The 26,129-nt window shown below is 61.6% G+C and carries 24 protein-coding genes; 19 read left to right on the top strand and 5 right to left on the bottom strand.

Going from position 1 to position 26,129, the window contains the following annotated elements; genetic code table 11:
* The 8 genes from IPF85_RS17655 (at nucleotide 1) to IPF85_RS17620 (ending at nucleotide 6,604) form a co-directional block, all read left to right on the top strand.
* Nucleotides 1-699 carry a hypothetical protein gene (locus tag IPF85_RS17655; RefSeq protein ID WP_343409378.1) on the top strand — a complete coding sequence of 233 codons (699 nt, stop codon included), beginning with the start codon at nucleotides 1-3 and terminating at the stop codon, nucleotides 697-699.
* Between the two features lie 5 nt (nucleotides 700-704).
* Nucleotides 705-1,367 (top strand): hypothetical protein, encoded by a 663-nt coding sequence (locus tag IPF85_RS17650; protein WP_343409377.1) that lies wholly within the window; start codon nucleotides 705-707, stop codon nucleotides 1,365-1,367.
* A gap of 113 nt (nucleotides 1,368-1,480) precedes the next feature.
* A complete protein-coding gene (locus IPF85_RS17645; RefSeq protein WP_343409376.1) occupies nucleotides 1,481-1,918 on the top strand; it encodes a hypothetical protein in 438 nt (145 codons plus the stop codon).
* A gap of 78 nt (nucleotides 1,919-1,996) precedes the next feature.
* Nucleotides 1,997-2,176, top strand: a complete 180-nt coding sequence (locus IPF85_RS17640) for a hypothetical protein (RefSeq protein ID WP_343409375.1) — start codon at nucleotides 1,997-1,999, stop codon at nucleotides 2,174-2,176.
* Nucleotides 2,177-2,828: 652 nt separating this feature from the next.
* Complete coding sequence (locus tag IPF85_RS17635) at nucleotides 2,829-3,680, top strand: hypothetical protein (protein WP_343409374.1); 852 nt, start codon at nucleotides 2,829-2,831, stop codon at nucleotides 3,678-3,680.
* Between the two features lie 13 nt (nucleotides 3,681-3,693).
* On the top strand, nucleotides 3,694-4,953 hold the full coding sequence (locus IPF85_RS17630) for a M23 family metallopeptidase (protein WP_343409373.1): 1,260 nt from the start codon (nucleotides 3,694-3,696) through the stop codon (nucleotides 4,951-4,953).
* Between the two features lie 8 nt (nucleotides 4,954-4,961).
* Entirely contained in the window at nucleotides 4,962-6,116 is a 1,155-nt protein-coding gene (locus IPF85_RS17625) for an RHS repeat-associated core domain-containing protein (RefSeq protein ID WP_343409372.1), read from the top strand.
* Nucleotides 6,113-6,604 carry a hypothetical protein gene (locus IPF85_RS17620; protein ID WP_343409371.1) on the top strand — a complete coding sequence of 164 codons (492 nt, stop codon included), beginning with the start codon at nucleotides 6,113-6,115 and terminating at the stop codon, nucleotides 6,602-6,604. Before IPF85_RS17625 ends, IPF85_RS17620 begins: the two co-directional genes overlap by 4 nt.
* Nucleotides 6,605-7,044: 440 nt before the next feature.
* On the opposite strand, the gene IPF85_RS17615 is transcribed toward IPF85_RS17620, so the two are convergent.
* The 3 genes from IPF85_RS17615 to fabF form a co-directional block, all read right to left on the bottom strand.
* A complete protein-coding gene (locus IPF85_RS17615; protein ID WP_343409370.1) occupies nucleotides 7,045-7,545 on the bottom strand; it encodes a divergent PAP2 family protein in 501 nt (166 codons plus the stop codon).
* A 207-nt stretch (nucleotides 7,546-7,752) separates the two neighbouring features.
* Nucleotides 7,753-9,195: an RsmB/NOP family class I SAM-dependent RNA methyltransferase gene (locus IPF85_RS17610; RefSeq protein WP_343409369.1), complete on the bottom strand. Its 1,443-nt coding sequence runs from the start codon at nucleotides 9,193-9,195 to the stop codon at nucleotides 7,753-7,755.
* Nucleotides 9,196-9,224: 29 nt separating this feature from the next.
* Nucleotides 9,225-10,484 carry a beta-ketoacyl-ACP synthase II gene (gene fabF, locus IPF85_RS17605; protein ID WP_343409368.1) on the bottom strand — a complete coding sequence of 420 codons (1,260 nt, stop codon included), beginning with the start codon at nucleotides 10,482-10,484 and terminating at the stop codon, nucleotides 9,225-9,227.
* A 321-nt stretch (nucleotides 10,485-10,805) separates the two neighbouring features.
* On the opposite strand from fabF, the gene galK reads away from it, so the two are divergent.
* The 11 genes from galK to IPF85_RS17550 all read left to right on the top strand — a co-directional run bounded on the left by galK (nucleotide 10,806) and on the right by IPF85_RS17550 (nucleotide 23,482).
* Nucleotides 10,806-11,957, top strand: a complete 1,152-nt coding sequence (galK, locus tag IPF85_RS17600; protein WP_343409367.1) for a galactokinase — start codon at nucleotides 10,806-10,808, stop codon at nucleotides 11,955-11,957.
* A 12-nt stretch (nucleotides 11,958-11,969) separates the two neighbouring features.
* Nucleotides 11,970-13,709 carry a hypothetical protein gene (locus IPF85_RS17595; RefSeq protein ID WP_343409366.1) on the top strand — a complete coding sequence of 580 codons (1,740 nt, stop codon included), beginning with the start codon at nucleotides 11,970-11,972 and terminating at the stop codon, nucleotides 13,707-13,709.
* Nucleotides 13,710-13,781: 72 nt separating this feature from the next.
* Complete coding sequence (locus IPF85_RS17590; RefSeq protein ID WP_343409365.1) at nucleotides 13,782-15,467, top strand: AMP-binding protein; 1,686 nt, start codon at nucleotides 13,782-13,784, stop codon at nucleotides 15,465-15,467.
* A 24-nt stretch (nucleotides 15,468-15,491) separates the two neighbouring features.
* Nucleotides 15,492-16,220 carry an HAD hydrolase-like protein gene (locus IPF85_RS17585; RefSeq protein ID WP_343409364.1) on the top strand — a complete coding sequence of 243 codons (729 nt, stop codon included), beginning with the start codon at nucleotides 15,492-15,494 and terminating at the stop codon, nucleotides 16,218-16,220.
* Nucleotides 16,211-17,002: an alpha/beta hydrolase gene (locus IPF85_RS17580; RefSeq protein ID WP_343409363.1), complete on the top strand. Its 792-nt coding sequence runs from the start codon at nucleotides 16,211-16,213 to the stop codon at nucleotides 17,000-17,002. The genes IPF85_RS17585 and IPF85_RS17580 overlap by 10 nt, the downstream gene beginning before the upstream one ends.
* A gap of 50 nt (nucleotides 17,003-17,052) precedes the next feature.
* The gene (locus tag IPF85_RS17575; RefSeq protein WP_343409362.1) at nucleotides 17,053-17,853 is read left to right on the top strand and encodes an alpha/beta hydrolase; all 801 of its coding nucleotides are present in this window, start codon (nucleotides 17,053-17,055) and stop codon (nucleotides 17,851-17,853) included.
* A gap of 313 nt (nucleotides 17,854-18,166) precedes the next feature.
* Complete coding sequence (locus IPF85_RS17570; RefSeq protein WP_343409420.1) at nucleotides 18,167-19,282, top strand: substrate-binding domain-containing protein; 1,116 nt, start codon at nucleotides 18,167-18,169, stop codon at nucleotides 19,280-19,282.
* 174 nt (nucleotides 19,283-19,456) lie between these two features.
* Nucleotides 19,457-20,236: an ABC transporter ATP-binding protein gene (locus IPF85_RS17565; protein WP_343409361.1), complete on the top strand. Its 780-nt coding sequence runs from the start codon at nucleotides 19,457-19,459 to the stop codon at nucleotides 20,234-20,236.
* Between the two features lie 32 nt (nucleotides 20,237-20,268).
* Nucleotides 20,269-21,000 carry an ABC transporter ATP-binding protein gene (locus IPF85_RS17560; protein ID WP_343409360.1) on the top strand — a complete coding sequence of 244 codons (732 nt, stop codon included), beginning with the start codon at nucleotides 20,269-20,271 and terminating at the stop codon, nucleotides 20,998-21,000.
* Nucleotides 21,001-21,028: 28 nt separating this feature from the next.
* Nucleotides 21,029-22,414, top strand: coding sequence for a branched-chain amino acid ABC transporter permease (locus tag IPF85_RS17555; protein ID WP_343409359.1), 1,386 nt, complete (start codon nucleotides 21,029-21,031; stop codon nucleotides 22,412-22,414).
* Between the two features lie 60 nt (nucleotides 22,415-22,474).
* Complete coding sequence (locus tag IPF85_RS17550) at nucleotides 22,475-23,482, top strand: branched-chain amino acid ABC transporter permease (RefSeq protein WP_343409358.1); 1,008 nt, start codon at nucleotides 22,475-22,477, stop codon at nucleotides 23,480-23,482.
* A 2-nt stretch (nucleotides 23,483-23,484) separates the two neighbouring features.
* Here IPF85_RS17550 and nadB read toward each other — a convergent pair whose 3' ends face one another.
* On the bottom strand, nucleotides 23,485-25,053 hold the full coding sequence (gene nadB / locus IPF85_RS17545; RefSeq protein WP_343409357.1) for an L-aspartate oxidase: 1,569 nt from the start codon (nucleotides 25,051-25,053) through the stop codon (nucleotides 23,485-23,487).
* A gap of 3 nt (nucleotides 25,054-25,056) precedes the next feature.
* A complete protein-coding gene (gene nadA, locus IPF85_RS17540; protein ID WP_343409419.1) occupies nucleotides 25,057-26,100 on the bottom strand; it encodes a quinolinate synthase NadA in 1,044 nt (347 codons plus the stop codon).
* Nucleotides 26,101-26,129 lie beyond the last annotated feature (29 nt).

The following is a 26,129-nucleotide window of genomic DNA, read 5'->3' as shown; positions in this document are numbered from 1 at the left end:
ATGACCTGTTGGCAAGAGGAATGGCGTTGGAAAGACCGCTGGTACAAAGCGCATGGCCACACCGGCGGAAATTGGTTTGGCAACCCTGGCAATCCCGAATTCGAGGATGAACAGATTCTGCGTGAAACCGTGGGCGAAGCGGGCATCAGCATCGCTGGCGTATGGGATTTCGCCTCTCAGTTGATCCCCATGGCCACCGGGATCGTTCGGTTCGGCAACAGGCTCAGCGGGGGTTTGGCGCAGTTACGAAGATTGCTCGGTGGGGGCGCTCAGATCAGGTCGGGATCATGTTTCGGCCATCCCTGTGCGTTGCCACCAGGCACCGATACTGTGCGCATATCCAATGCCGTGAATGATGCAACCTGGCTGATGCATACTGTCGTGCATGAACTCGCACACATCATTGACTGGCATAGCCACATCCAGACTGGAATCGGGCCTTACGGAAATTCCATGTATGGGCGTTTTTCAGATGTCTGGAATGAGAAACCCCTGACGAATTATGCCGCGCAGTCCCATTTCTATCCGGCAAGGTGGGATGTGTGGGCTGAGGCGGTAACGGTTTGGGTGTTCTCGGATAAAAATGCGAGTACTGGCATTTGGAGTAGCCCCAACATCCAGTTACTATCCAACATCGATCTCCTACAAGATTTAACGCTACAGATGGATCGCCTCACAGCCCTATTGGGTGGGAGGTGAACGCTATGAGTAAATTTGTAGCGATTCTCCTATTGAGCGTGATCCTGGCGGGTTGCGTCGGCATCGGTACAGCACAACCCGACTGCGACGAGATGTCTGCCTTGCGTATCAAGATTTCTACGGTAATGACACCGGAAAAGTTCAAGATGTGGGTGGAAGAAACTTATCATCTACCCTCTGAAGGCGTCACACTGACGCCAATTACGCAACTGCCGCAGTTGCACGCATATGTCGTGCGATGGCGCCAGAATAGCCTGTGGTACAGTGCAGGTTTCGAGGAAAGCATGATCACAAACATAGGTGTAACAGCTGAATGGCTCTCAGCTGGAGATCTGATCGTTTGCCTTGGAGAACCTGAATATTATGCTGCCACCTATGGATTGACTGGCGAGGGGATGATGGAGCTTGACTTCAATCTGCTGTTTCTAGATCAAGGCGTTATCGCTGGTGGAGCGAAGTTCTATCCCACAAATACCGAACAACCGCCGGCGATCACAGATGATTTTCCTATCAATTCCTTGATGTTCAGGCAACCAGGCTCGGCGGATGATCTGCTTCAACGGCAATTCGGGCTGTACCCACAGGAAACCTATATCCGGATTGTGAACAGCTACAAGCCGTGGCCAGGATATTGGGACTCGATCAAAACAGAGCCCAAGATCCAGTAACAAAACTGTCAGACCCGAGAAGTTTGAATTGCCTGCAACTCCCTGTGCCAATGAAGCCTGGGCCAGTCTGGCGGTTGAACTAAGTCTGCAATTCACGCAGGGAGAATTGCACGGTGAGCAAAGCGAGTGTGGGGAGCACTGTGTACGGTGCGTCGTCGCCGGGGAATTGCCGGACGGGAACGCCTGCGACGAAGCCGCATGCGGTGCAGCAGGCGGGCAGCAGCGCCTACAGCTACGACTGCAACGGCAACATGACCGGGCGCACGGTGGGCGGCGTGACCTACAGCCTGGTCTATGATGCGGAGAACCGGCTGCAGCAGGTGAAGCAGGGAAGCACGGTGCTGGCCAGCTACACCTATGACGCGGACGGCAACCGGGTCAAGGCGGTGATTGGCAGCAGCAAGCTGGGCGGATTTTTGCCACGAATTACACGAATTGACACGAAGGCAGAAGCTCGATTCGTGCAAATTAGTGAAATTCGTGGCAGAGAAAGCGGGGCGGATCTTTGCCACGAATTGACACGAAAGGGTCCTAAAATCCGTGCAAATTAGTGAAATTCGTGGCAGAGAAAGCCGGCCCGACTTTCGCCACGAATTGCACGAATTGACACGAAGACAGAAGCTCGATTCGTGAAAATTGGTGAAATTCGTGGCAGAGAAAGCTGGGCGGATTTTTGCCACATAGAACACAAAGAGCGCAAAGACGCCGCCAATCTGCGAATCTTCTGCCGTTGCTTTGTGTTCTATGCGTTCCTTGTGGTCAATCGTCCGCCCAATTCGGAATTGCTGCGCCCAAATTTTGCCTCTTGACAGAGCGCCGCGCGCGTATGCTGTGACCAGCCACAAGTCTGTCCCCCGCCTTCCGAGTCGTCTCCCGCCGCCGGAAGTCCCTGGCGTGAGTTCTCTCTCCCGCCCGCGACCTCCTTCAGCAGTCAGGAAAATGTCCCTGACCCCATCCGTTTCGATTGCTGCACGAAAGGAGTCTGTTGTTATGTTACGCCGGTGTTCTACTCTCTCTCCCCTCTCTTCTCGACATTCTGCTCGCGGCCGGCTCGCGCCGCGCCTGTCATCGTTGGTTCATCTGCTGGCGGTATTCAGCGTTATAGTATTGGGCGTGCTCGCAGTCGCCTGCGGACCTGTCGGCGACTCGTCGAGACGCCCTCCTCTACTACCGATGCAACCCCAGTCGCCGCTGCCTTCCGCAGTTGCACCGACACCTAACCCAACCGACGCCGCGATCTGCGCCAGGTATCCCACGCCACCCTATCCAATCAGTCTGACGCCTTGTCCTGACTACTTGACGCCGCCAGCCGAGCCTATCGAGATTTTCACCCCAGCACCGCGCCCAACCCCTATCGTGCCTACCGTCATCGTTGGACCACAGATGAGCACGGCTAGAGGTAATACCTTCAGGCCGGTATTCATTTCCAAAGACTACACAGGGTCAGGCGAGTTGTGCGATATGCGCCCATCTCCTGATGGGCAGAAGGTCGCTTTGCATCTGTGCAACACTGAAGGCATGTCACTGGTAATCATCGCTCCTGTGAGTGGGGGCAGAGCCGTGGGAGAGGCGAGAGGTGGTTGGTTCCGCGGCTGGTTTCCAGATTCCAATCAATGGCTATTGATGGGCGACCATTTGGAGATACTGAACAGTGACACAGGCGAGGCCCGCAGGATCACGCCCGAAGGTGAAACCGTGACCGACGCCGCCGTGTCGCCAGACGGGAAGGCCGTTGCCTACACGATCATTCAGGGTGACAGACTGAAGATCATCGACACAGCTGGCAACTTGCTCCGCGAGGGACTAGCTCCTTCACCCAGACCCGGCACCACGCCGGATCTTGTCACTTGGTCCCCTGATGGACAATTCATTGCTTACATCTGGGATCAGATCGTTGGTCAATTCAACAACTACGGACCGCTTTGGGTGCTTGACGTGCAGACGGGCAAGCAGTGGCAACTCAGCCCAGACGAAGTGTTTGACAGCTTTCCGACCTGGGCTCCCCAGGGTCATCGGATCCTTGTTGTTCGACGGGAGAATATGGATGACGAATCAGCTGACTTTAATCTAAACAAGTTGGTCAGCAACTTGTGGGTTGTGGATGCGGACACGCAAGAATGGCGACAGCTAACCAACCTCAATGGTCAAGGGGCTTGGTCACCCGTTTGGACGCCAGATGGGTCAGCGGTGGCGTTCATGTCGAATATGGGTAACCAACTAAACGGCTGGCTGATTAACGTCGACGATCGCAGCTTACAGCAATTGGCAGTCGACAGTCCAATAATGCCTCGCGCCTTGAGCGTGATACCGTAGGAGGTCTCCGAAAATGAAACACAGGACACGCCTCGCAGTTTTCTGCTTGTTGGCCGCTGCTGTGGTCATTTGCTCTGTGCAACCGCTACGGCTGGCCCAATCTCAGGGAGGTGAACCTCGCTTTTCATTTCCAAGCGCGCGACGTTTTGCTATCACGTCTTACTTTGACCATACTCATCCTGATGTGCTCTATAACACCATCGACGACGAGATAGCGGCTTATACCACTGAACGAGGGTTGCGTTCCAATAACTGCTTTGATTGTTTCTGGTCAGGGACCGTACAGGTTTGCGGATATTACACGGTTCTTCAAGACGCAGCCAACTGTGGTGCGGCTGGCGGACGACGTGTCTATTATGATATGCATCCGGCCATTGATTATGGCTTTCCCTTGAACACTGCAATCGCCGCCGCAGCACCGGGGACTGCCTTGCAGCGCGATATTCTGGGGTTCGCTGTTGTGATTGACCATGGGAACGACTACTTTACCAAGCACGGTCACGTTGACCGCAACTCCCGAATTGCCCACAATACTCAAGTAATCCGTGGGCAACAGATTGCGCTCAGCAGCAACACGGGTACAGGGGCGGCCCATCTACACTTCGAAGCCCGATACAGTGGCGAGGATGGCATCGTATTCGATCCTTACGGCTGGCGGGGACCTTGGTACACTGACCCCTGGAACCAACCATCTGGGCATACCGAGCCGTGGTGGCGCAGCGGCGACCCCATTCCGATGGGCTACCGTGATCAAAACCACAATACCCAGGGTCCCTATCAACTTACCGGCGTGATGGAGAGCAAATGGTATGAGCTGAACGGGTTGCCAGGTTCGCCCATTGGTAATCGAGGTAGCAACAATTGCCCTGGCACCTACGGCGACTGCCAGTTTTTCGAGAGAGGGTATCTCCGCTGGGATTACATCAACAATGTAACCCTCTATTACGACTACGCCTCAACCGTGATCAGTCAAGTGTTCTATTTTCAGACGAGCAACTGGAATACAACTCTCTCCATTCAGAATATCAGCGGCGTTTCGGCCCAGGTCAGCGTTATCTTTGTGGAAAATGGCCGCGTGGTAGACTCGCGCACGTATTTAGCCTTGCCCAGCGGCTCCACCTGGGTACTGAGCGCACAACATGCACTTCAAGATATGACCAGTAGCTTTGCGGGCGCCGCTGAAGTGTATTCCAACCAAACGTTTCAGATCACTGTGGCTCATCAACCTGCATTCAACAATACGTTCGTGTCAGCGATTATGAACAACTACTGATTGAGTAGTTGGAATGGGCATATAGGACATCGGACGCGAACCAGGAATTGTTTGATCTTATGTCCCACCTTTTCAATAGTCAGCGCGTGGCTGGGGTGTTGTACTGGCTGTTGCGCGATCACCTGGGCAGCACGACGGTGACGGCCAATGGCGCCAACGGTGTGCGCGAGGCGGAGTTGTGGTACAAGCCGTGGGGCGAGACTCGCGGGACGCCCTTCGGCGCGACGCCGACGAAGCGCCGCTTCACCGGGCAGGTGCTGGACGAGGTGGCGGGCGGGTTGTATTTCTACAACGCCAGATACTACGACCCGGCGCTGGGGCGATTCATCAGCGCGGATACGATCGTGCCTAATCCCCAAAATCCGCAAAATCTCAACAGATACAGCTACGTCGGGAATCAACCGACCGCCTATGTTGACCCAACAGGACACGCACACTGCGTGGACACAGATTGTGCAGTCACCTGGCATCCCACCAAACATCGCTATATGATCAGCCCTGGCGCGCCTGGTGTTCGCAGTGTTGCCAAGAGCATTGTCGCTGACTTGGGCGGGATCAACGATCTCGAAGCAATGGCTGTGATTTCTGACGTGGCGGCTGGCCTCTATCGAACTTGGGACCGTTTCATGCCTGAAATGGGCAAGATATTCACGGGATCGCCTGCTTACGGAACCTTCGGCCTGATAGCGCCAGCTCTCTCAACCATGCTCGGATTGGGAGGCGGCGGCTGTGCCGGCGTCGGTCGAGAACCGCACGATTGCCCAAGCAACACAGTCTACTTTCATGATACTGGCTTCCATTCGAACTTTCGTGATAGGCACAACCAACCGTATCATATCTGGGGGTACATCGCCCAAACGACGACACCTGGAGATACCATCAGTTTCGAACTGAACTTCACCCTATCTCAGTGGGGCAATCTCATACACGAGCAAGTGCAAAGCAAGCTCAACTGGGACAGCGGATGGGGTACCAGCTGGCAGGACTGGGTTCTTTCTGAGGCTGGGGTATTGATCGGTTACCAGATCACCTATGGCCTGATTACATCCCCTGTGGAATTGGGTGACACGCTCAGACGAGATCTCGGCCCACTGGGCCCTGGCAGCCGCGGCAGGCTTCAGCAGATGGAAGCGAACTACGGAAGAATGCGAGGTTCGCCATGAACAAGCAGATGGCTGCTGGCGAAACCACAGTGAACGGCATGAGCAGGCGTTTATTCATCGTCAACCTGGCATTGTTGCTGGCGATCTCATGCGGATGCACCCTACCGATTTCGATTGCCAGGTTGCGGATGCCAGACTTGTCGAAATACACCACGCCCCTGGACTCGGAAACGATCCAGGATATCTGTATGAACTTCGAGATCAAGGACAACCGTTTGTGCATACAAGATCGGCCCGTGTATGCTCCTGATTTCTTCCCGATTATCCTTTCGACATTCGAACGCGGGGTATCCACGCGTGATGATGTCAAAGCCAAACTAGGGCGTTATGAGTATGGATGTGAACCACCCACCTATGTGCCGAGACTGGAACTGACCTATTACGTCTGCAGCTACGATCTTAAAGGTGATCGAGTATTCCCTATGGTGATCTTTTTTTTGGATAACGATGTTGTCTGGCGCATGACCGGCACGATAGGTGATGATTAGTGGCCGCTGCACTTACAGAGAGATTGCGCCCCCATCATACATCACCCTGGTCTGTAATGCCGAGAACCGGCTGACTGCGATGACCGGGGGCGTCACGGCAAGCTACGTGTACGACGGCGACGGCAGCCGGGTCAAGGAGACCATCGGTCCGGTTTTCGGCCACGAATTGCACGAATCGACACGAAAGGATCCTGGAATTCGTGCAAATTAGTGAAATTCGTGGCTGATTCCGTCCTGCAACGGCAACATGACCGGGCGCACAGTGGGCGGCGTGACCTACACCCTGGTCTACGATGCGGAGAACCGGTTGCAGCAAGAAGATCAGCCTTTGTGTCTCCGTGTCTTGGTGTGAGCCAAAGGAGTTTTCATCCAAAGACGCCAAGATACAAAGAAGAAAAGGCATCTTGGTGTCTTGGTGTGAGCCAGCAGTGACTGTTGTTCTACATGGCGATGGTGTAGTAGACGACGGCAGCCACGATACCCAACAATCCGCCCACCACCACCTGCACCGGGGTGTGGCCCAGGAGTTCCTGCAGCGGCAGTGGAATGTTCATCTCGAAGCTGGAAGGCTGCTCTGGCGGCAAGTTGGAAGGCTGCTCGGGCGGTGTTTGGTCGGTTTGCTCCTCCTCCAGGAAATCGGTCAGGAGCCAATTGAGAACGCTGGCATGACGACCGGCCGCGCGGCGCACCCCGGCGGCGTCGGTCATCACAATCGCGGCCAGGATGGCGGTCACGGCAAAGAGCGCGCTGTTGAAACCGACGTGCAGGCCCACGGCGGTACTGAGCGAAGTGACTGAGGCCGAATGGGAACTGGGCATGCCGCCCATCCCAAAGAGGACGCGCCAAGTGATGCGCCGGGTAAACCAGAACTCAATCGCGGCCTTGATGAGCTGCGCCGCCAGCCATGCGCAGAAAACCGTCAGCAAAATATCATTGCGCAACAGCCCAGCCAGATTGTCAGAAAGTGTCGTAGCCCATCTCCTTTGCCTTGTGCGGGTCGGTCTCCTGACCTCTCGCTTCCCGCCGGTCCCCTGATCGGTCAGCGTTGCGAGGCGCACAGGGCAGCCCTTGACTTGAATTGTAGTCCAAACAGTCCCGCCGTCAAGCCGGGTTGGGCGCGGCCATCCGTAGAGGGGGTCGCGGTGAGGTCACTTGTGGCTGGCGCCTGTTACCCGCAGCCCTTTGGGGTAATGATTCTTCACGGTCCCTCCGCTGCGCTTGCCCCAGCCCAGCGGGAAAGAATCCACACAGACCGCCAGCCAGCCGGCCGCACCGGGCGCAGTCAGCGCCTCGCCGTGCAAATAGGCCATCACGGCCGGGTCATCTGGCTCCAGGTCAAGCGTGCGCTGGAAATCGGCCTGGGTGAGGCCGAGGGCCAGGGCGTGACTCGGCTCCAGACGCTCGCCGCGCACTTCGCCCAACCACCAACCCGGTCGCAGCACGCGCAAGCCCGCCAGATCAAGCGTGGGCTCCGGCGCTTGGTACAGGTAGGTTCCGGTTTGCAGCAACGTGCCCGGCGGCTCAGCCACCAGATTGGCCGCGCAGAAGGTTTCCCAAGCGCGTTGGGCCGCACGCCCTGGCCGGCCGGCGCTCAGCGCGCGCCGCGTGGGTGGAGGTGTCTCTGTTGTGGGGCGACGCTGGAGGAGCGCCAGGAAGTGTCCTTCCCCGGCGACGCGGTGCGGCCACAGCCGCGCGACCCCGGGCTGCCCTGCCAGCGGACCAAGTCCGGGCGCCCAACCGGGGACGACCGGCAGCGCGGCTAACTCGAAATCGGAATGGCTCTGCAAAAAATGTGCGATCACTCGTTCATTTTCGTCCAGGTTGAAGGTGCAAGTGCTGTAGACCAGGATTCCGCCGGGGCACAGCAGAAGCGCGGCCGCGGCCAGGATATCCATCTGGCGCAGCGCACAGCCGGCCACCTGCCCTGCACTCCATTCCACGCGCGCACCATCGGCCAGCAGGCGTCGGAACATCCCCTCGCCCGAACAGGGTGCATCAACCAGGACCCGATCGAAGAAGCCGGGCCAGCGTGCTGCCAGGCGTGCAGGTGTCTCGCTGGTGATGATGGCATGGCGTGCGCCCCAGCGTTCCAGGTTTTCGGCGACAATGGCGGCCCGGCCTGGCACGGTTTCGTTGGCGACCAACAGGCCCTGGTTTTGCATCAACGCGGCCAGGTGCGTGGATTTGCCGCCCGGCGCCGCGCACAAGTCGAGCACCCGTTCGCCGGGCTGTGGCGCCAGCACTTCGGCCACCGCCATAGCGCTCGGTTCTTGCAGGTAGTAGAGGCCGGCGGCGTGCAGTGGAGATTTTCCCAGGCTAAAATCCGCAGGAGATGCGGCGCTGGCGTCTATGCAGAAACCGGCCGCGCACCACGGTACGGGCGCCAGTGCCAACGGCGTCAGGCGATCCCTGAGCGCAGCAGCCGCCAGCTTCAGCGTATTGACGCGTAGCCCGATCGTGGGCGGCTGCGCATACGTCGCCTCGAACGCGTCGCGCTCCGCGCCCAGCAGTGGCGCCAATGCTGTCAGAAACCCGTTTTCTGCAAGAAAACGGGTTTCTGTGTGCGCTGGGTTGATTTCGTGTTTCTTCACTATTCCAGGAACTGTTATCGTAGGAGTTATTATCTCGGAGCCGTCATCTCGGAGTCGTTGACCCGACTGAGCACGGCGACGACATTTTGGCCGCCGAAGCCAAACGCGTTGACCAGCGCGTGATGAAGGGTTTTCTGGCGCGCCACGTCCGGCACATAATCCAGATCACACTCAGGATCGGGCACGCTGTAGTTCATGGTGGGCGGAATGATGCCTTCATGCAGGCTGAGCACCGCGCCAATGGCCGACAAGGCGCCCGCCGCGCCCAGCGTGTGGCCGATCATGGATTTGGTGGCTGTCACCGCCACGCTGTAGGCATGTTGCCCCAACGCTTTCTTGATTGCGGTCGTTTCCACGGCATCGTTGAGCGTCGTGCCGGTGCCATGAGCATAGATCAGGTCAATGTCTTCCGGCTGCAGCCCGGCCGCCTTGATCGCGTTGCGAATGGCGCGGGCGGCGCCGTTGCCGCTCGGTTCGGGCGCAGTGATGTGATAGCCATCGCCGGTGATGCGGCCCCCGCGCACTTCGGCCAGCAGTTGCGCGCCGCGTGCGCGCGCATGTGCTTCGCTTTCCAGGATCATCACCCCGGCGCCTTCGCCGCACACGAACCCGTCGCGCTCCTTGTCGAACGGGCGACAGGCATGTTCCGGGTCATCATTGCGTGAGGAAAGCGGCCCCATGCGGGCAAAGGCCGCCATCGTCAGACGCGACATGGCCGCCTCGCTGCCGCCGGCAATCACCACATCGGCCTCATCGCGCTGGATCAGGTTGTAGCCCTCGATCAGCGCGTAGTTGCCGCTGGCGCACGCCGCGGTGGAGGTCATGACCGGGCCGCGCACGCCAAATTCGATCGAGACCACGCAGGCGACGGCGTTGGACATTACGTTGGGAACCAGGAACGGCCCGACCGAACGCGGGCCTTTTTCGATCAGACCGATCGTGCCTGGCTCCATCTCGGTGATGCCGCCGCCCCCGGTGTTCAGCAGCACGCCCACGCGCTCGCTGTTCTCCGGCGTCACTTCGAAGTGGGCGTCGGCCAGGGCCTGGCGCGTCGCTGCCACCGCCAGTTGAATGGAGCGGGCGGTGCGCCGGGCCGTCTTGCGATCCATGAACTGGCTGGCGTCGAAGTCCTTGACCTCGCAGGCAATGCGGACGGGCAGATCACTGGCATCGAAGCCTATGATGGGGCCGGCGCCAGATTTGCCCGCCAATAGGTTTTGCCAGTAGGTTGGCACATCGTTACCCAGTGCAGACAAAGCCCCCATCCCGGTCACAAAAACACGTGTCATGCCGTGATACTCCTCTCTCATGTCACAAATGATTTCGATCCATCTTGCGCGCTCTGCTGGCGCCGGTTGAAAGACCGGGGCGGAGCGGGTTGCACCCTTGATGCAGCATCATCAAGCATCATAACGAGAAATGGATTACCTGTCAAAAAGTTACGTCACTATCGGGGTGGTTCATACCCACCTATTTGGGTAGGACGATGATACCTGACCAGGGCGAAAAGAAAAGTGACCCGTACTTGCCAGTCTGCAAGCCCCGGCGTACAATAGCCATCGTAATAGCCGCCGCATCCTGTCTCGTGTTCAATGGCAAGAGGTCTAACTGTGTCATCACGTCATGCAACCCTGCGCCGCACATTTAGCGCGCAGTTTGGCGCCATGCCCATGTGGTTGGTGCGTGCGCCCGGTCGTGTCAACCTGATTGGCGAGCACACCGATTATAACGACGGTTTTGTGCTGCCTATGGCGATTGACCGCGATGTGCGCCTGGCCCTGGCGCCGCGCACGGATCGTCAGGTGCATGTCTTCTCGCTCAATTTCCAGCAGCACGATCGCTTCAGCCTGGACGACCTGCAATTGACGACCACAAGCCCCTGGGGCAACTATCTACGCGGGGTGGCGTGGGCATTGCAGGGCGCCGGCTTCGAACTGACCGGTTTCGATGCGGTGATGGAGGGCAACGTACCGATCGGCTCCGGGCTTTCATCGTCTGCCGCCACCGAACTGGCGACGGTGACCGCCTTTCGCGCCCTGGGCAACCTGACGCTCGACGCGGTGCAGGCCGCGCTCTTGAGCCAGAAGGCCGAGAATGACTTTGTGGGCGTCAAGTGCGGGATCATGGATCAATACATTTCATCGCTGGGCCAGGCCGGGCATGCCTTGCTCATTGACTGCCGCAGTCTCGGTTTCGAGGCCGTGCCCTTGCCGGCCGGGGTGCAGTTTGTCATTGCCGATAGCACGGTGCGCCGCGGCTTGGTGGACAGCGCCTACAATGAGCGCCGCGCCCAGTGTGAAGAAGGCGCGCGGCGCCTGGGCGTGCCGGCGTTGCGTGATGTCAGCCTGGCCGAGTTCGAGCGCCGCGCGCCGGCGTTGCCTGACCTGGTGGCGCAGCGTTGCCGGCATGTGGTTGCAGAAAATGAACGCGTGCTGCACAGCGTGGCGGCCTTGCGTGCGGGCGATGTGACGGCTTTTGGTCGCGATATGGACGAATCGCACACCAGCCTGCGCGATCTCTACGCCGTCAGCCATCCGGTCCTCGACACGATGGTGGAGGTGGCCCGGGCCGTGCCTGGCTGCCTGGGCGCGCGCCTCACCGGCGCCGGTTTTGGCGGCTGCACCGTCAGCCTGGTCGTCAACGCCTGCGTCCCCGCGGTGGTGGATGCCTTGCAGCGCGAGGTGGCGCGCCGCACCGGATTGACGCCGCAGATTTACCTGAGCGGCGCAGAAGCTGGCGCCGGCATCATCTTAGGCGAATGACGGGTCACTAACTTGAGCATACGGAATCTTTACCTGACGATTTTGAGCCTGGGCGCGCTGGTTGCGGCGCTGGCTGTGACCGCGCCCGCGGTACGCACCACGACTTTTTTCCCGCTCCTGCTTGTGCTGGACGGCGGCCCTGCGCACACCCCTGTGCCGACCTGGACGCCGCTGCCCACGGTCACGCCGACGCCGACACGAACGCCGACACGGACGCCGACACTCACACCGACACGAACGCCGACACTCACGCCGACGCGGACGCCGACACTCACACCGACACTCACACCGACACGAACGCCGACACGGACACCGACCCTCACACCGACATGGACGCTCACATTCACGCCGACACTCACACCGACACGAACGCCGACACACACACCATCGCCCACGGCAACCCTGACGCCGACATTGACGCCTTCGTCTACATCAACCCCGACCATGATGCCGTCGCCCACGCCAACCCCCACGCCGACTGTGACCTCCGCCTGGACGCCTGGCGCCACACCGGCGCCGGCGGCGATCAACCCCGGCACTCCAACCTGGGCGCGCTTTCAGCCGCACGCCGCGTACGACGGCCAGCACGACCGTTTCCTGGTCGTCTGGCAGGATAAGCGCAACGACCCCGGCCGCGAGTGGACCTTGGGCTATGGGCTGGAAAACAACGGCGATATCTACGGTCGCCTGGTGCGCCCGGACGGGACGCCGCTGGGCACGATGGACATCGAGATCAACCGCACGGCGCAGGATGCACAGTGGCCGTTTGTGGTCTACAACCCACAGCAGCAAGAATACCTGGTGGCCTGGCAGGAGGTCAGCCCGCAGGCCACATCCGCGACCTGGTTCGATACCTGCTATGACATCAAGGCGCAGCGCGTGGGCGCCGACGGGCAGTTGATTGACTCGCCGCTGGTCATCGCCGACGCGGTGGATTGCCAGTGGGTGCCGGTGATCAGCTACGATGAGCAGAGCAACCAGTTCCTCATCATCTGGCACGATCACCGCTATCGCATGGGGATGACTCCGCCGCGCCCGCCCGAAACGGCCAAAGAGATTTTTGGCCAGTGGCTGGGCTATCTTTTCGGCACCCTGCGCCTGGAAGATGGCGGCAACTTCGTGGTCACCACGGACCGCGCGCCGCCGCACGATCCGGCCCCGCGCTACCAGCAGTACGCCACGATGGCCTACCATGCCGGCCAGCATTACTTGTTCTGGAGCGATGATCGCAGCGGCGCCGGCGCTGAAGAGGCGTTCGACATCTACCAACAGATGCTTGGCAGCGGCGTGACCGCGTCTGTGACCAACACCGTGACCTATGCGGCCCCTGGCGCGCAAGAGAAGCCGCGCGCCACCTTCAACCCGGTCACCGGCCAGGTGTGGGTAGTTTGGCAGGATTACCCGAACCCGCCGCCCGCGCCTAATCCGGGGCCGACCAACCTGCGCCTGGCGCGCCTGGCGCCCGATGGCGCCGTGCAGGCCACGACGATTGTCAGCCAGGTTGCGCCCTGGCCTGTGCCTGATGTGGCCTGCAGCAGCAGCGGCAACTGCGACGTGATTTGGGGCGGCTCCGGCGGCAATGGCGGCGTCTGGCTGGCGCGCCTGGACGCGGCCGGTGTCCTGCGCCAGGCGCCGAGTCGCCTCAGCACCGTGCCGACCGATGACCCGCGTATCATCGCGGCCGGGCCACAGCGCCTTTTCCTGGCCTTTGCCAACAGCGGCTATATCTATGTCAGCACGTGGACGGAGTAGTGATTGCCATCGCACCGCCGGATTTATTCGGCGGCTTGCGGTTCGAGATTTTTCCCAGGGGAGCCATAGCCCATGGTCATCGGTGATTATTTGGGCCGTCGGGCGATCTATTCGCCCGCGCGCCTCGCTATCGTAGATGCCGGCAAGACGCCGGCCTTGCGGCTGACCTACGCCGAATTGAACGTCCGCGCCAACAACGTGGCCCATTGGCTGCGCAGCGTGGCCGGCGTGCGCAAGGGAGATCGGGTGGGAGTCCTCGCCCGTGACGGCGTGGAACACCTCGACATCTTCTTTGCCTGCGGCAAGCTGGGCGCCATCCACACCGCGTTCAACTGGCGCCTGCACTGGCGCGAACTGTTGACGGTGGTGCAGGAAACCACCCCGCGCATCCTGTTCTATTCGGACGAGTTTCACGACACGGTGACGTCTCTGGCTGACGCGCTCGCCGAGAAACCGGGCTTCTTCATCCCCCTGGATGGCGCCGACCACAGCCGAATGAATTCGGGCCGAACGGGCGTTCCGCCGCAAGGTCGGCCTGCGCCGACCGACACTGCGTCCACCTGCGTGGACGCCCGGCGGGACGCCCATCAGGCGCGATTTCAATCGCTCGCCTGCGATGGCGCGCCGCCTGAGCAGTTTCGCCAGGCGTATGCGGACATCATCGCGCAGGCGGCGCCGGAACCGGTCACCTGTCCGGCGTTAGAACCGGAAGATACAGCCGCGCTGATCTTCACCGGCGGCACCACCGGCCATGCCAAAGGCGCGCGCATCACCCACCGCCAGATTGCCTGGAACACCCTCAACACGGTCATTCATGACCTGCAGCATCACGACATCTTTCTCAATGTCTTTCCCCTGTTTCACACCGGCGGTCTTTTCGTGTATACTCTGCCGCAGATCATCCTGGGCGGCGCCACCGTCTTGACGCGGCAGTTCGACCCGGCGCAGGTGCTCGGCTTGATCGAACAGGAGCGGGTGACGGTTTTTGCCGGCGTACCCACAATGTACGAATTGTTGACGCAGGCGCCCACCTGGGCCACGGCCGATCTGAGTTCCCTGCGTTTTTGCACCAGCGGGGGCGCGCCCCTGCCCGTGCCCCTGGTGGAGAAATACACCGCGGAGAAGCAGGTGCGTTTCAAGCAGGGCTTTGGCATGACCGAATTTGGCCCTGGCGTCTTTGCCCTGGCGCCCGAAGATGCCATCCGCAAGGCGGGCAGCATCGGTCGCCCCAATTTCTACGTGGACGCACGCGTCGTTGACGCCGAAAATCGGCCGCTTGGCCCGGACCAGGTGGGCGAGCTGGTCTTGAAAGGTCCGTCTTTTGCCTCCGGCTATTTCAACGACGAGGCGGCCAGCGCGGCCGCGCTGGATGTCGAAGGTTGGTTTCACACCGGCGACCTGGCGCGCTACGATGCCGAGTGGTATTTCTTCATCGTGGGGCGCAAGAAAGATCTGTTCATCTCCGGCGGCGAGAATGTCTATCCGGCGGAGATCGAAGCGGTGCTCTACCGCCATCCGGCCGTGGCCCTGGCCGCGGTGATCGGTGTGCCCGATGAGCGCTGGGGCGAAGTGGGCCGGGCTTTCGTCACGCTCAAGCCGGGCGCCGCGGCCACGGCAGATGAACTACTGGCGTTCATGCAGGCCAACCTGGCCCGTTTCAAGGCCCCGCGCCGCGTGGTGATCCTGGACGCCATGCCGCTCTCAGGCGCGGGCAAGATCCTGAAGCACGAACTCAAGGCGCGACCCGATGCGGCCTGAAGATGAAAAATGGTCAGAACATCAATGTCACTACTTTTGTTCGATGTGGACAGCACGCTGGTGAATTCGCGCGGCGCCGGGCGCCTGGCGCTGGCGCGAGCGCTGCAGGCCGCCTACGGGATGAGCGGCGAGATCGAGGTGATTCCCCTGGCCGGCAGCACCGATTGGCGTGCGGTGCGTGAGGCGCTCACCCCGGCCGGCCTGAGCGAAGCGGACATCATGGCCGGCTGGCCCGAATTCTGCCGCCTGGCGCCCATCTACCTGCAGCAGACGATTGTCGAGCGCGGTCTTGATCCCTGCCCGGGCGCGTTGGAACTGCTGGCCGCGCTGCAGCCAGCCGTGGCGCGCAACCAGGCGCTGCTGGGACTCGTCACCGGCAACCTGGAAACCACGGCTCCGGTCAAACTGCGCGGCGCGGGCATCAACCCGGCGCAGTTCCGCCTGGGTGGCTACGGTTCCGACAGCGGCGATCGCAACGTGCTGCCGCGGCTGGCCGTGGAACGGGCCGCGGCGCTCACCGGCCAGTCGTTCACCGGCAAAGCGGTGGTGGTCATCGGCGACACGCCCGCGGACATCGCCTGCGGTCAGGCCATTGGCGCGGCCACGGTCGCCGTGGCGACAGGGCCTTACCCCATGGATGCTCTGGCCGCGGCCGGCGCCGATTGGGTGTTCGAAGACCTGCGGGATACGGAGGCCTTGCTGTCTGTGCTGCTCCATGACGGCCAGAAACCGAATGGCTCGCCATGCCGCTGATTGCCTTGCCCGACATCGAGCTTTATTATGTTGAGCAGGGGCCAGCCGACGCGGGCGAAACCGTGCTGTTCGTGCATGGCAGCCTGGCGAGCAGCCGCTGGTGGCAGCCGGTCATGTCACGTTTGCCGGCCGCCTGGCGCTTGATCGCCCCCGATCAGCGCGGCAGCGGCCGCTCACGGCGACCCGGCGCGGACGATGACGAGGCATTTTACACCATCCCGCGCCTGGCCGCTGACCTGGCGCAGTTCGTGGAAGCCCTGGGTCTGGATGATTATCACCTGGTGGCTCATGCCTTTGGCGGCGCCATTGCCCTGGAGGGCATCGTCAGCGACCTGTTGCGGCCGCGCTCCCTGATCCTGGTTGACACCGCGCCGGCCCTGGGCGTGGTGACGCCGGCGGAGGCATACCCCTACCTGGTGCAGATGCGCACCGATCGCGGTCTGCTGGTGCGGGCGTTTGCCAGCCTGATGCCCGGCCACCCGCCCAATGATTTCTTTCAGAGCCTGGTGGATGATGCGCGGACCATGCCAGCGGCCGCGTTCACCGGCCCGGCGCGTGCCCTGGCTCAATGGAACGTGATGGCGCAGCTTCCGAATATCCACCTGCCAACTTTGCTAATTCGGGGCGATCAGGATATGATGGTAGATGCAGAGGCGACACGTGTGACTTTTCTGAGTATTCCCGGCGCAGGCAACCTCGAGGTCTTTCGGGGCTGCGGTCATTGTCCCATGATCGAGCAGCCTGATGCTTTTGTGGACTCTGTCGTTCAGTTTATCGAATAAGAAACCCGACTCGTGAGACAAAGCGGGTGTCTGAGGATCAACCTACCGCCATGCCGACCTTGAACGTCAACGGAATTGATTTCTATTATGAACTGCATGGGGCGGACAACGCCCCGGTCGTTGTCCTCAGCAACGGCATCCTGGCCGCTACTTCGAGCTGGTTCAACCAGGTGCCGGTGCTCAAGCCGTACTTTCGTGTGCTCCTGTACGATTGTCGCGGTCAGGGGCAATCGGCGCATCCGCCTGGGCCTTACACCTTTGAGCAACACGCGGATGACCTGGCCGCCCTGCTCGACCGTCTGCGCATCCAGCGCGCGCACATCGCCGGCATTTCATACGGCGGGGAAATCAGCCTGACCTTTGCCCTGCGTTACCCGGCGCGCACCCTCAGCCTGTTTGTGGCCGACAGCGCCAGTCATGTGGACAGTGCGCTGGCTACCATCATTGCGGCCTGGCGCGATGCCGCCACCCGCCGTGACCCTGATCTGTTCTTCAATGTCACCACGCCCTATAATTTCTCGCCCGCCTGGATGCGGGCCAATCCGGCCGCGTTGGCGCAGGCGCATGATCGTTACCAGCGCCTAGATTTTCCGGCCGTGGCTCGTCTGCTCACCTGTTTTCTGGATTTAAACCTGACCGAGCGCCTGTCAGAGATCAAGGCGCCCACCTGCGTGGTGGTGGGTGAGCGTGACGTGCTCAAGCCGCGTGAATTTGCCCAATTGATCGCCGATGCCATCCCCAATGCAGAGCTGCACCTGATCCGTGACGCCGGTCACGCCACCTTCTGGGAACGACCGGCCGAGTTCAACAGCATCCTGCTCGGGTTCTTGCGCAAGCAAAGCCGCGGGTAGAGGGCTGTATTGTGTGCCCTTCCGACCGGAAACCGTGTGCCGGCCGGATCAATATGATTCGTATAGGAGAAGAAAATCGTGAAGAGATTACTGCCCATTTTGTTGATTGCGTTAATGGTTGCGTTGACCGCTTGCGGCGGCGCGACGCGCCACACCAGCCCCCGCCGCCACGACGGCCCCGGAACCGACCAAAGCCCCAGAACCAACGAAGGTCCCTGAACCGACCAAAGCCCCGGACCCCACCAAGGTTCCGGAACCGACCGCCGGCGCGCCCCTGAAGATTGGCGTCCTGACCGACCAGGCTTCGGGCTTGGTGCTCTACGGCACGCAGCAGGTCAACGGTTTCCAACTGGGCCTGGAATACGCGACCAAGGGCACCATGACGGTGGCTGGCCGCCCAATCGAGGTCATCATCAAGGACACCGGCGGCAAGGCTGAGACCGGCGCGGCGATGGCGCGTGAACTGATCGAAAAGGATGGCGTGGACCTCCTGCAGGGCGCGCCCAGTTCATCGGTGACCCTGGCCATCATGGAAGTGGCCAAGGCTAACAAGAAGATCCTCATGGTCAACCCCGCGGCCAGCCCGGCCATCACCGGCGCCAACTTCAACGAGTTCACCTTCCGCACCAGCCGCACCAGCGTGCAGGACGCGCTGACGATGGGCGGCGCGTTGGTGGAGCAGTACAAGGGGCCTTTCGTGCAGATTGCGCCCGATAATGCGTTTGGTCGCGGCTCGGCGGCCGGCTTCTACGCGGTGGTCAAGGCCAAGGGCGGCCAGTTCACCGCCAACGATACGGCCGAAGGCGTTGGCTCCATCTTCATCCCGGCCGATGCCACCGATTTCTCGTCCTACATCAACCAGGTGTTGGCCGCGAAGGCGAAGGTTCTGATCGTGACCTGGGCCGGCGCCAGCTTCCTGCCGCTGTTCCAGCAGATGACCGATGCCGGCGTCTTCGACAGCATGACCGTGGCCACCGGCGTGGGCGACAACGCCACCTTCAAGGCCGTCTATAGCGGCGCCATTGGCGTTGTCGGCGTCAACGTCTACCATTATACGCTGCCCAAGACCGCGGCCAACGATTGGCTGGTGGCCGAACACATGAAGCGCTTCAACAGCCCGCCCGACCTCTTCACCGAGGGTGGCTTCAGCGCGGCGCAGGCCATCGTGGCAGCCCTGGAAAAGACCGGCGGCGACGCAACGGCCGAGAAGATGATTCCCGCGCTCGAGGGCCTGAGCTTCGAAGGCCCCAAGGGCACCACCACCTTCCGCAAGGAAGACCACGTCGCCCTACAGCCGCTGTACCTGGTCAAGATCATCAAGGCCGATGACCCTGAGTTCAAGAACATCGAGCTGATCAAGGAATACAGCGCGGCCGAAACCACGCCGCCCTGCGCCGTGCCAGCCGAGCTGAAGCGCTGCGCGCAGTAGAACAGAGATCAGGGATCGGAGATCGGAGATCGGAGATCGGGTTTCGTGGAAGGCGGAAGTTCTCCGGCCTCCGGTCTCACCCCTCACTTTCAACCACAAATCAACCGCCTTCCACGTGGGTCTCTGGTCTCTGCTCTCTGATCTCTGCTCTCTCTCCCCCCAACTGAGGTTACGATGCTGGAAAATATCATCCTGGAGACGCGTAACGTCAGCAAATACTTCGGTGGTCTCAAGGCGGTGGATGGGGTCAGCCTGCAGGTGCAGGCAGGATCGCTGCATTCGATCATCGGGCCGAACGGCGCGGGCAAGACCACCTTCTTCAACCTGCTCAGCGGCACGCTCAAGCCCACCAGCGGCCAGGTCTTTTTCCGCGGACGCGACATCACCCATGTGCCGATGCATCGCATGGTTCACCTGGGCCTGGGGCGTTCGTTTCAGATCACCAACATCTTTCCCAACCTGACTGTGCTTGAAAATGTGCGTCTGGCCGTGCAGGCGCTGGGACGCGATAACCTGACCCTATGGCGGGATGCGCGTCATTTTCCGCAGTACGTGGCGCGCGCCGGGGAGGTGATTCAGCAGGTGGCGCTGGGGGGCAAGGAGCAGGTGCTGGCGCGTACCCTGCCGCATGGCGACAAGCGCAAACTGGAGCTGGCGATTCTCCTGGCGCCCGATCCGGCCGTGCTGCTGCTGGATGAGCCAACGGCCGGCATGGCCTCGGAACAGGTGCCGCATCTGATGGAGGTCATCAACGCCATTCGTATGCAGGGTCAGAAGACCGTCTTGCTGGTTGAGCACCGCATGGACGTGGTGATGCGCGCCTCGGATCGCATCACCGTGATGCACCAGGGCCAAATTTTGGCCGACGGCACCCCGGCCGCGATTGCCGCTAACGAAGTCGTCCAGCACGCGTACCTGGGCGGCCTTTACCGGGATGTCGAGAAACCGGCCTGAGAAACCCGGTTTCTGGAGTCTGGAGACAGGACATGGCAACCAACTCAAACCAGGCAAACGGCCCCCCCTTGCTCAGCGTCTCCGCCGTGCATACCTTCATCGGTCAGTTTCACATCCTGGAAGGTGTGGACCTGGAGGTGCCGGAGGGCAGCATCACCGTGCTGCTGGGACGCAATGGGGCCGGCAAAACGACCACTCTGCGCTCGATCATGGGCCTGACCCCGCCGCGCAGCGGGCGCATCGTCTTCGACGGCCAGGCCATCGAGGGCTGGCAGCCGTTCGATATTGCCAACCTGGGCGTAGGCTATGTGCCGGAGCATCGCGCCATCTTCCGCGATCTGACGGTGGATGAGAACCTGCGCCTGGCCGAGCGCCGCAAGGGTGACTTGGCGCGGCGTGCTGAGTTGATCTTTGGCCTGTTTCCTGATTTGCAGCGTCTGATCAAGCTCAAGGGTGGGCAGCTCTCCGGCGGACAGCAGCAGATGCTCTCCATTGCCCGCGCCCTGGTGCCTGAAAACCGCCTGCTGTTGATTGACGAGCCGAGCGAGGGCCTGGCGCCGGTCATCATCGAGCAGATGATGGAAGCCATCCGGCGTCTGAGCGATCATCTGACGGTGCTGCTGGTGGAGCAGAACTTCACCATGGCCAGCCAGTTGGGCGACCGCTACTACATCATTGACGACGGCAAGAATGGTCATCATGGCCTGATGGCCGACCTGGTGCAGGACAAGGCGCTCATCCAGCGCTTCCTGGGCGTTGCCTGAAATGACAGCTTGAGAGGAGGTGCCCGGCATGAAATACTTGACGCTGAGAACCCGGGTTTCTTGGGGCGCCGTTGCGTTGGTGCTGCTGATGATTGCTGTTCTGGCTGTGATTGCGCAGACCCGCGGCGTGCCAACGCTGACCAACATTGTGCTCAGTGGCTTGACCCTGGCTGCGCTCTACTTTCTGGTCGCGTCGGGCCTTTCGCTCATCTTCGGCCTGATGGATGTTCTCAACTTCGCGCATGGCTCCATTTTCATGATTGGCGCGTACATCGGCTACACCCTCTTCGATCGCAGCGGCGTGCTGCTGACCGGGCTGCCGCTGCTGCTTGGGCTGCTGGCCGGCCTTTTCGTGGCGCCATTGGTCAAGATACCCGGTTTCCTCAAGAAACGGGGCATCGCGGTCGTCAGCCTGGTCCTGGCCGTAGTGGTGGCGCTGCTGAGCGTGCGTGAATGGGAGAGCGGGGCCAGCTTGGCGCGCCTGCTGGGCGGCGTGCTGAGCGGCGCGTTCTTTGGGCTAAGCGCGGCCGTGGGCGGTGAAAGGCCCCGGAACCAGGTGTCTCGCCCGGCTTCCGCGGGGGTCTGGGCCGGCCCGCTGATTTTGCTGGGCCTGGCGCTGTTCATCACCTGGCAACAGGCGCCCCTGAGCCAGGCCATCATCGGCCTCGACAGCAACTGGCGCTTTGCCCTGGCTCTGGTCATCGGTACGCTGAGCGGCGGGCTGCTCGGCGCGCTCATCGAATGGAGCCTGATCCGCCCGCTCTATGCGCGACCGATCTTTCAGGTGTTGATGACCCTGGGCCTGGCCTTCGTGCTCAACGAGGTGGTGCGCGCCCTGTGGGGCCCGGCCGGCTTCAGCATGGCGCGACCCGAGCTGTTCGATCAGAACTGCCGCGCCGCCACCCTGCTCGACTGGGCGGTCAACCATTGCAGCCGCATTGACATGCTGGGGCGCCCGTTTCCCACCTATCGCTTGTTCATCATCGTCGTGGGGCTTGCCATTGCCCTCATCGTGGCCCTGGTGCTGCAGCGCTCACGCCTGGGCATGATCATCCGCGCGGGCGTGCAGGACGCGGAGATGGTGCAGGCGCTCGGTATCAACGTGCGCCAGGTGTTCACGCTGGTCTTTGCGGCCGGCGCGGCGTTGGCGGCGTTGGGCGGCGTCATCGCGGCGCCCTTCCTGGGCGTCTACACCGACATGGGGCTGGAATTTCAGTTGCAAGGTTTCATCGCGGTCGTCATCGGCGGCATGGGTAGTTATCCTGGCACAGCCCTGGGCGCGGTGGTGCTCGGCCTGGCCCGCGCCATCGGCGACAATGTGGCCGGCGCCACCATTGCCCGCGCCTCGGCCGTGCTCATCATGACCCTGATCCTGCTGGTCAAACCAAGCGGCCTGTTGGGAAAGAAGGAATGACGGGATCAAGGGATCAAGGGATCAAGGGATCAAGGGATCAAGGGATCAAGGGATCAAAGCATGAAGATCAAGCAGTGGGGCGCGGGGGCGGCGGTATTGGCGGGGTTGGTGCTGTTTCCCTACCTGGTGGCGGCGCTGACCGGCACCTCCGTGGGCGAAGGCAGCTCCAAGTTCTGGCAGAGCCTGTTGATCGAGGTTTTTATCATGGCGATCTACGCCATGAGCTACGACATCTTGATGGGCTACACCGGCATTCTTTCATTCGGCCATGCCATGTTCTTTGGCACCGCGGCCTACACCGCCGGCATTGCGGTCAAGCACCTGCACTGGCCCTTTGGCCTGGCCGTGCTGCTGGTCATCGTGGTGGCTATCGTGCAGGGGCTGATCGTGGGCATCGTCTCGCTGCGGGTCAAAGGGGTCTATTTCGCCATGGCCACCCTGGCCTTCGCCGAATTTTTCGCCATCCTGGCCTCCGGTTCAGACCTGCGCGCGTACACGGGCGCGGAAGATGGGCTGCACGGGATGGCTGTGCCGGCCTTCATTGACCCGACCAACGAGCGCCTGCGCTTCTATTACCTGGCGCTGCTGCTGCTGGTGCTGGTCTACCTGGCGCTGCGCCGCATCGTCAACTCGCCGACCGGCAAGGTGTTCGTGGCCGTGCGCGAAAACGAAGCCCGTGCGCAGATGATCGGCTACAACACCACGGTCTTCAAGCTGCTGGCCATCATCGTGGCCGGGCTGATGGCCGCGCTGGCCGGACTCCTACAGGTCATGCTCAACAGCAGCGCCACGCCCTCGCTGCTGGGCATCAACCGCACCATTGACGCCTTACTGATGACCATCATTGGCGGTGTGGGCACCCTGATCGGCCCCGCCCTGGGCGCCGGCGTGCTGCAACTGCTCGGCTACTGGCTTTCCAACACCTTCGGTCAGGCCTCGGTGCTCGTCATCGGCATCATCTACATCCTACTCGTGCTCTTCGTCCCCTACGGCATCGTCGGCACCTGGCAACAGCACGCGTTCCAATGGCGGCAAGGCTGGCGTCGTCTGCTTGAATTGATCCATTGAGCCTACTCCCGGTAGTGCGCGCCCATGCTGCGCTTATTCTGCCAGGCGGCCGAAGCCACCAGGATCGCGGTGCGCACGGCGTTGCGCAGACCGATCAGGCCGTCGGTCAGGCGTGACGTGCGGTAAAAGCTCTCGATCTCGGTCTCCAGATGGTACAACTCGCTCAGCGCCCGGTCCAGCCGCCGCGCGGTGCGCGCCAGCCCCACGTAGTTCCACATGATATGCTTGATCGCGCTCATGTCCTGGCTGATCAGCGCCGGGTCCGGTTCGTCCAGGCCATCATCGCGCCACGGCGGAATGCCGTCCGGCGCGATCGTCAGGCCAGGCGGCAGATGTCGGGCGATGTCGTGCGCGGCCCGGCTGCCCCACACCAACCCTTCCAACAGCGAGGTGCTGGCCAGGCGATTGGCGCCATGCACTCCGGTGCATGACACCTCACCCACTGCATAAAGCTGGCGGATCGTCGTCTTGCCCCATGCGTCCACCCACACGCCGCCACACTGATAGTGCGCCGCGGGCACCACGGGCACCAGGTCTTTGACGATGTCCACGCCGTAGGGCAACAGACTGCTGCGAATCGTGGGGAAGTGCTGCATGATTTCACTCTCCGGCACGGTCGAACGCAGATCGAGGTAGACATGCGTCAGATCACGCGCCAGCATCTCCTGGCGGATACTACGCGCCACCACATCACGCGGGGCCAAGTCCTTCCATTCAGGCGCATAGCGTTGCATGAACGGTTCACCGTTGGCGTCCACCAGGCGTGCGCCCGCGCCGCGCACCGCCTCTGAGATCAGCAGGTTGGGCGCAGCCACGTGGTAGAAGGTGGTCGGGTGAAACTGGACGAACTCCATGTTGATGACGCGCGCCTGCGCCCGCTGCGCCATCGCCACGCCATCGCCGCGCGAGCCGGCGGGATTGGTCGTGCGCAGGAAAATCTGGCCCAGGCCGCCGGTCGCCAGGATGGTGGCGCGCGCCAGGCAGCGCTTGACCTGGCCCGTCGCCTGCTCGAACAGGTACGCGCCCACGCACGAGCGCCGTTCGTAGACAGCCAGGCGGTTCAGGGCATGGTGCGAAGGCGTCAGCAGGTCCACGCCGGTGTGGCCGGTCAGCAGCGTCACCTTGGGATGTGCGGTCAGCGCCCGTATCAGCGCCACCTCGATGGCCTGCCCGGTGTGGTCGGCCACGTGCAGGATGCGCGGCATCGAATGGCCGCCCTCCAGGGCCAGCGACAGCGCGCCGTCGTCATGACGGTCGAACTGCACCCCCACCCGCTCCAGCAGCACGCGCTTGAGCACCGGCGGCCCCTCCTCGGCCAGGATCTGCACCGCCGCAGGGTAGCTGTGCCCTGCGCCCGCGTGCAGAATATCGGCCGCCAGCGCGGCCGGCGCGTCATGCTCACCCCGGTAGATGATGCCGCCCTGCGCCCAATAGGTGTTGGAATCTTCCGGCTGCAGCGCACGCGTCACCACCGTCACCGCCAGGCCGGCATCGGCCAATTCCAGGGCCGCGGTCGCGCCGGCAATGCCGCTGCCGAGAATCAGAACGTCCGTTTCCAGGTAATCGTTCATGGATTATCCGATCGCAATCATGCGCTGCACCGCGCGGGCCGCACGCACGCGAATCTCCTCAGGCACGTCAATGACATACTGGATATTCGCCAGCGCGTCGCGGGTCATCTGCAGCGTGATCTGGTTCATGTGCGGGCAGCGCACCATGCACAGGCGCAGCATTTCCTTGTCGGGATTGGCCGCGGCCACATTTTCGCCCATCGAACACTCGGTGAGCAGCAGATAGCGCGGGGCTTTGGTCTGCTCCACGTAGCGAATCATGGTGTTGGTGCTGCCGGAGAAGTCCGACGCGGCCACCACCTCCGGGCTGCATTCGGGGTGCGCCAGGATGACCACATCGGGGAATTGAGCGCGCACCGCATCAATGTCACTCACCGTGAACTGCTCATGCACCTCACAGCGGCCGTGCCAGCCGATCATCTGATAGTCCACGTCCGTGTCCTGAAAGGTGATGTTGCCGCCGGGCAGCAGCGTCGGGAGGATGATGTGCTTGCCGGTGTCGCGCGCCACGTTGCGCGCCAGGTATTCATCAGGCAAGAAGATGACCGTGTCAACCCCCAGTGAGTCCACTACCGCGGCCGCGTTGCCAGAGGTGCAACAGATATCGCTCTCAGCTTTGACATCGGCATAGGTGTTGACATAGGTCACCACCGGCACGCCGGGAAAGCGGGCCTTGAGCGCGCGCACGTCCGCGGCGGTGATGCTGGCCGCCAGCGAACAACCCGCCTCGAGCGACGGAATCAGCACGGTGCGCGTCGGGTTGAGGATTTTGGCCGTTTCGGCCATGAACCTGACGCCGCAAAAGACGATGATGTCCTTCTCGGTCTGAGCGGCCTTGCGGCTCAAGTCCAGCGAATCGCCCACAAAATCGGGCACCGAATGAAACAGCGCCGGCTCCATGTAATTGTGGCCCAGGATGATCGCGTTGCGCTGGCGCTTGAGCTGGTTGATCTCATAGGCCAGCTCCGCCTGCAAGCGCAGCTCGAACGCCGGCGTATAGTCGCCAATTTTGGCCTGCAGGTCGGCAAGAATATCGTCCACGGTCATGCGGGAACGATCCACTCGTTGTAGTGTGG

Source organism: Candidatus Amarolinea dominans (assembly GCF_016704685.1).
In the GTDB taxonomy this organism is placed as follows: domain Bacteria; phylum Chloroflexota; class Anaerolineae; order SSC4; family Amarolineaceae; genus Amarolinea; species Amarolinea dominans.
This window is presented reverse-complemented; position numbering and strand designations above follow the sequence as displayed.

Bases quoted from the DNA above. Each gene is read 5' to 3' on its own strand.
- IPF85_RS17555 (WP_343409359.1), top strand. From the start codon at position 21,029: ATGAAATACTTGACGCTGAGAACCCGGGTTTCTTGGGGCGCCGTTGCG.
- IPF85_RS17575 (WP_343409362.1), top strand. From the start codon at position 17,053: ATGCCGACCTTGAACGTCAACGGAATTGATTTCTATTATGAACTGCAT.
- IPF85_RS17585 (WP_343409364.1), top strand. From the start codon at position 15,492: ATGTCACTACTTTTGTTCGATGTGGACAGCACGCTGGTGAATTCGCGC.
- IPF85_RS17650 (WP_343409377.1), top strand. From the start codon at position 705: ATGAGTAAATTTGTAGCGATTCTCCTATTGAGCGTGATCCTGGCGGGT.
- IPF85_RS17580 (WP_343409363.1), top strand. From the start codon at position 16,211: ATGCCGCTGATTGCCTTGCCCGACATCGAGCTTTATTATGTTGAGCAG.
- IPF85_RS17550 (WP_343409358.1), top strand. From the start codon at position 22,475: ATGAAGATCAAGCAGTGGGGCGCGGGGGCGGCGGTATTGGCGGGGTTG.
- fabF (WP_343409368.1), bottom strand. From the start codon at position 10,484: ATGACACGTGTTTTTGTGACCGGGATGGGGGCTTTGTCTGCACTGGGT.
- IPF85_RS17565 (WP_343409361.1), top strand. From the start codon at position 19,457: ATGCTGGAAAATATCATCCTGGAGACGCGTAACGTCAGCAAATACTTC.
- nadB (WP_343409357.1), bottom strand. From the start codon at position 25,053: ATGAACGATTACCTGGAAACGGACGTTCTGATTCTCGGCAGCGGCATT.
- IPF85_RS17620 (WP_343409371.1), top strand. From the start codon at position 6,113: ATGAACAAGCAGATGGCTGCTGGCGAAACCACAGTGAACGGCATGAGC.
- IPF85_RS17560 (WP_343409360.1), top strand. From the start codon at position 20,269: ATGGCAACCAACTCAAACCAGGCAAACGGCCCCCCCTTGCTCAGCGTC.
- IPF85_RS17630 (WP_343409373.1), top strand. From the start codon at position 3,694: ATGAAACACAGGACACGCCTCGCAGTTTTCTGCTTGTTGGCCGCTGCT.
- IPF85_RS17590 (WP_343409365.1), top strand. From the start codon at position 13,782: ATGGTCATCGGTGATTATTTGGGCCGTCGGGCGATCTATTCGCCCGCG.
- IPF85_RS17655 (WP_343409378.1), top strand. From the start codon at position 1: ATGACCTGTTGGCAAGAGGAATGGCGTTGGAAAGACCGCTGGTACAAA.
- IPF85_RS17635 (WP_343409374.1), top strand. From the start codon at position 2,829: ATGCGCCCATCTCCTGATGGGCAGAAGGTCGCTTTGCATCTGTGCAAC.
- nadA (WP_343409419.1), bottom strand. From the start codon at position 26,100: ATGACCGTGGACGATATTCTTGCCGACCTGCAGGCCAAAATTGGCGAC.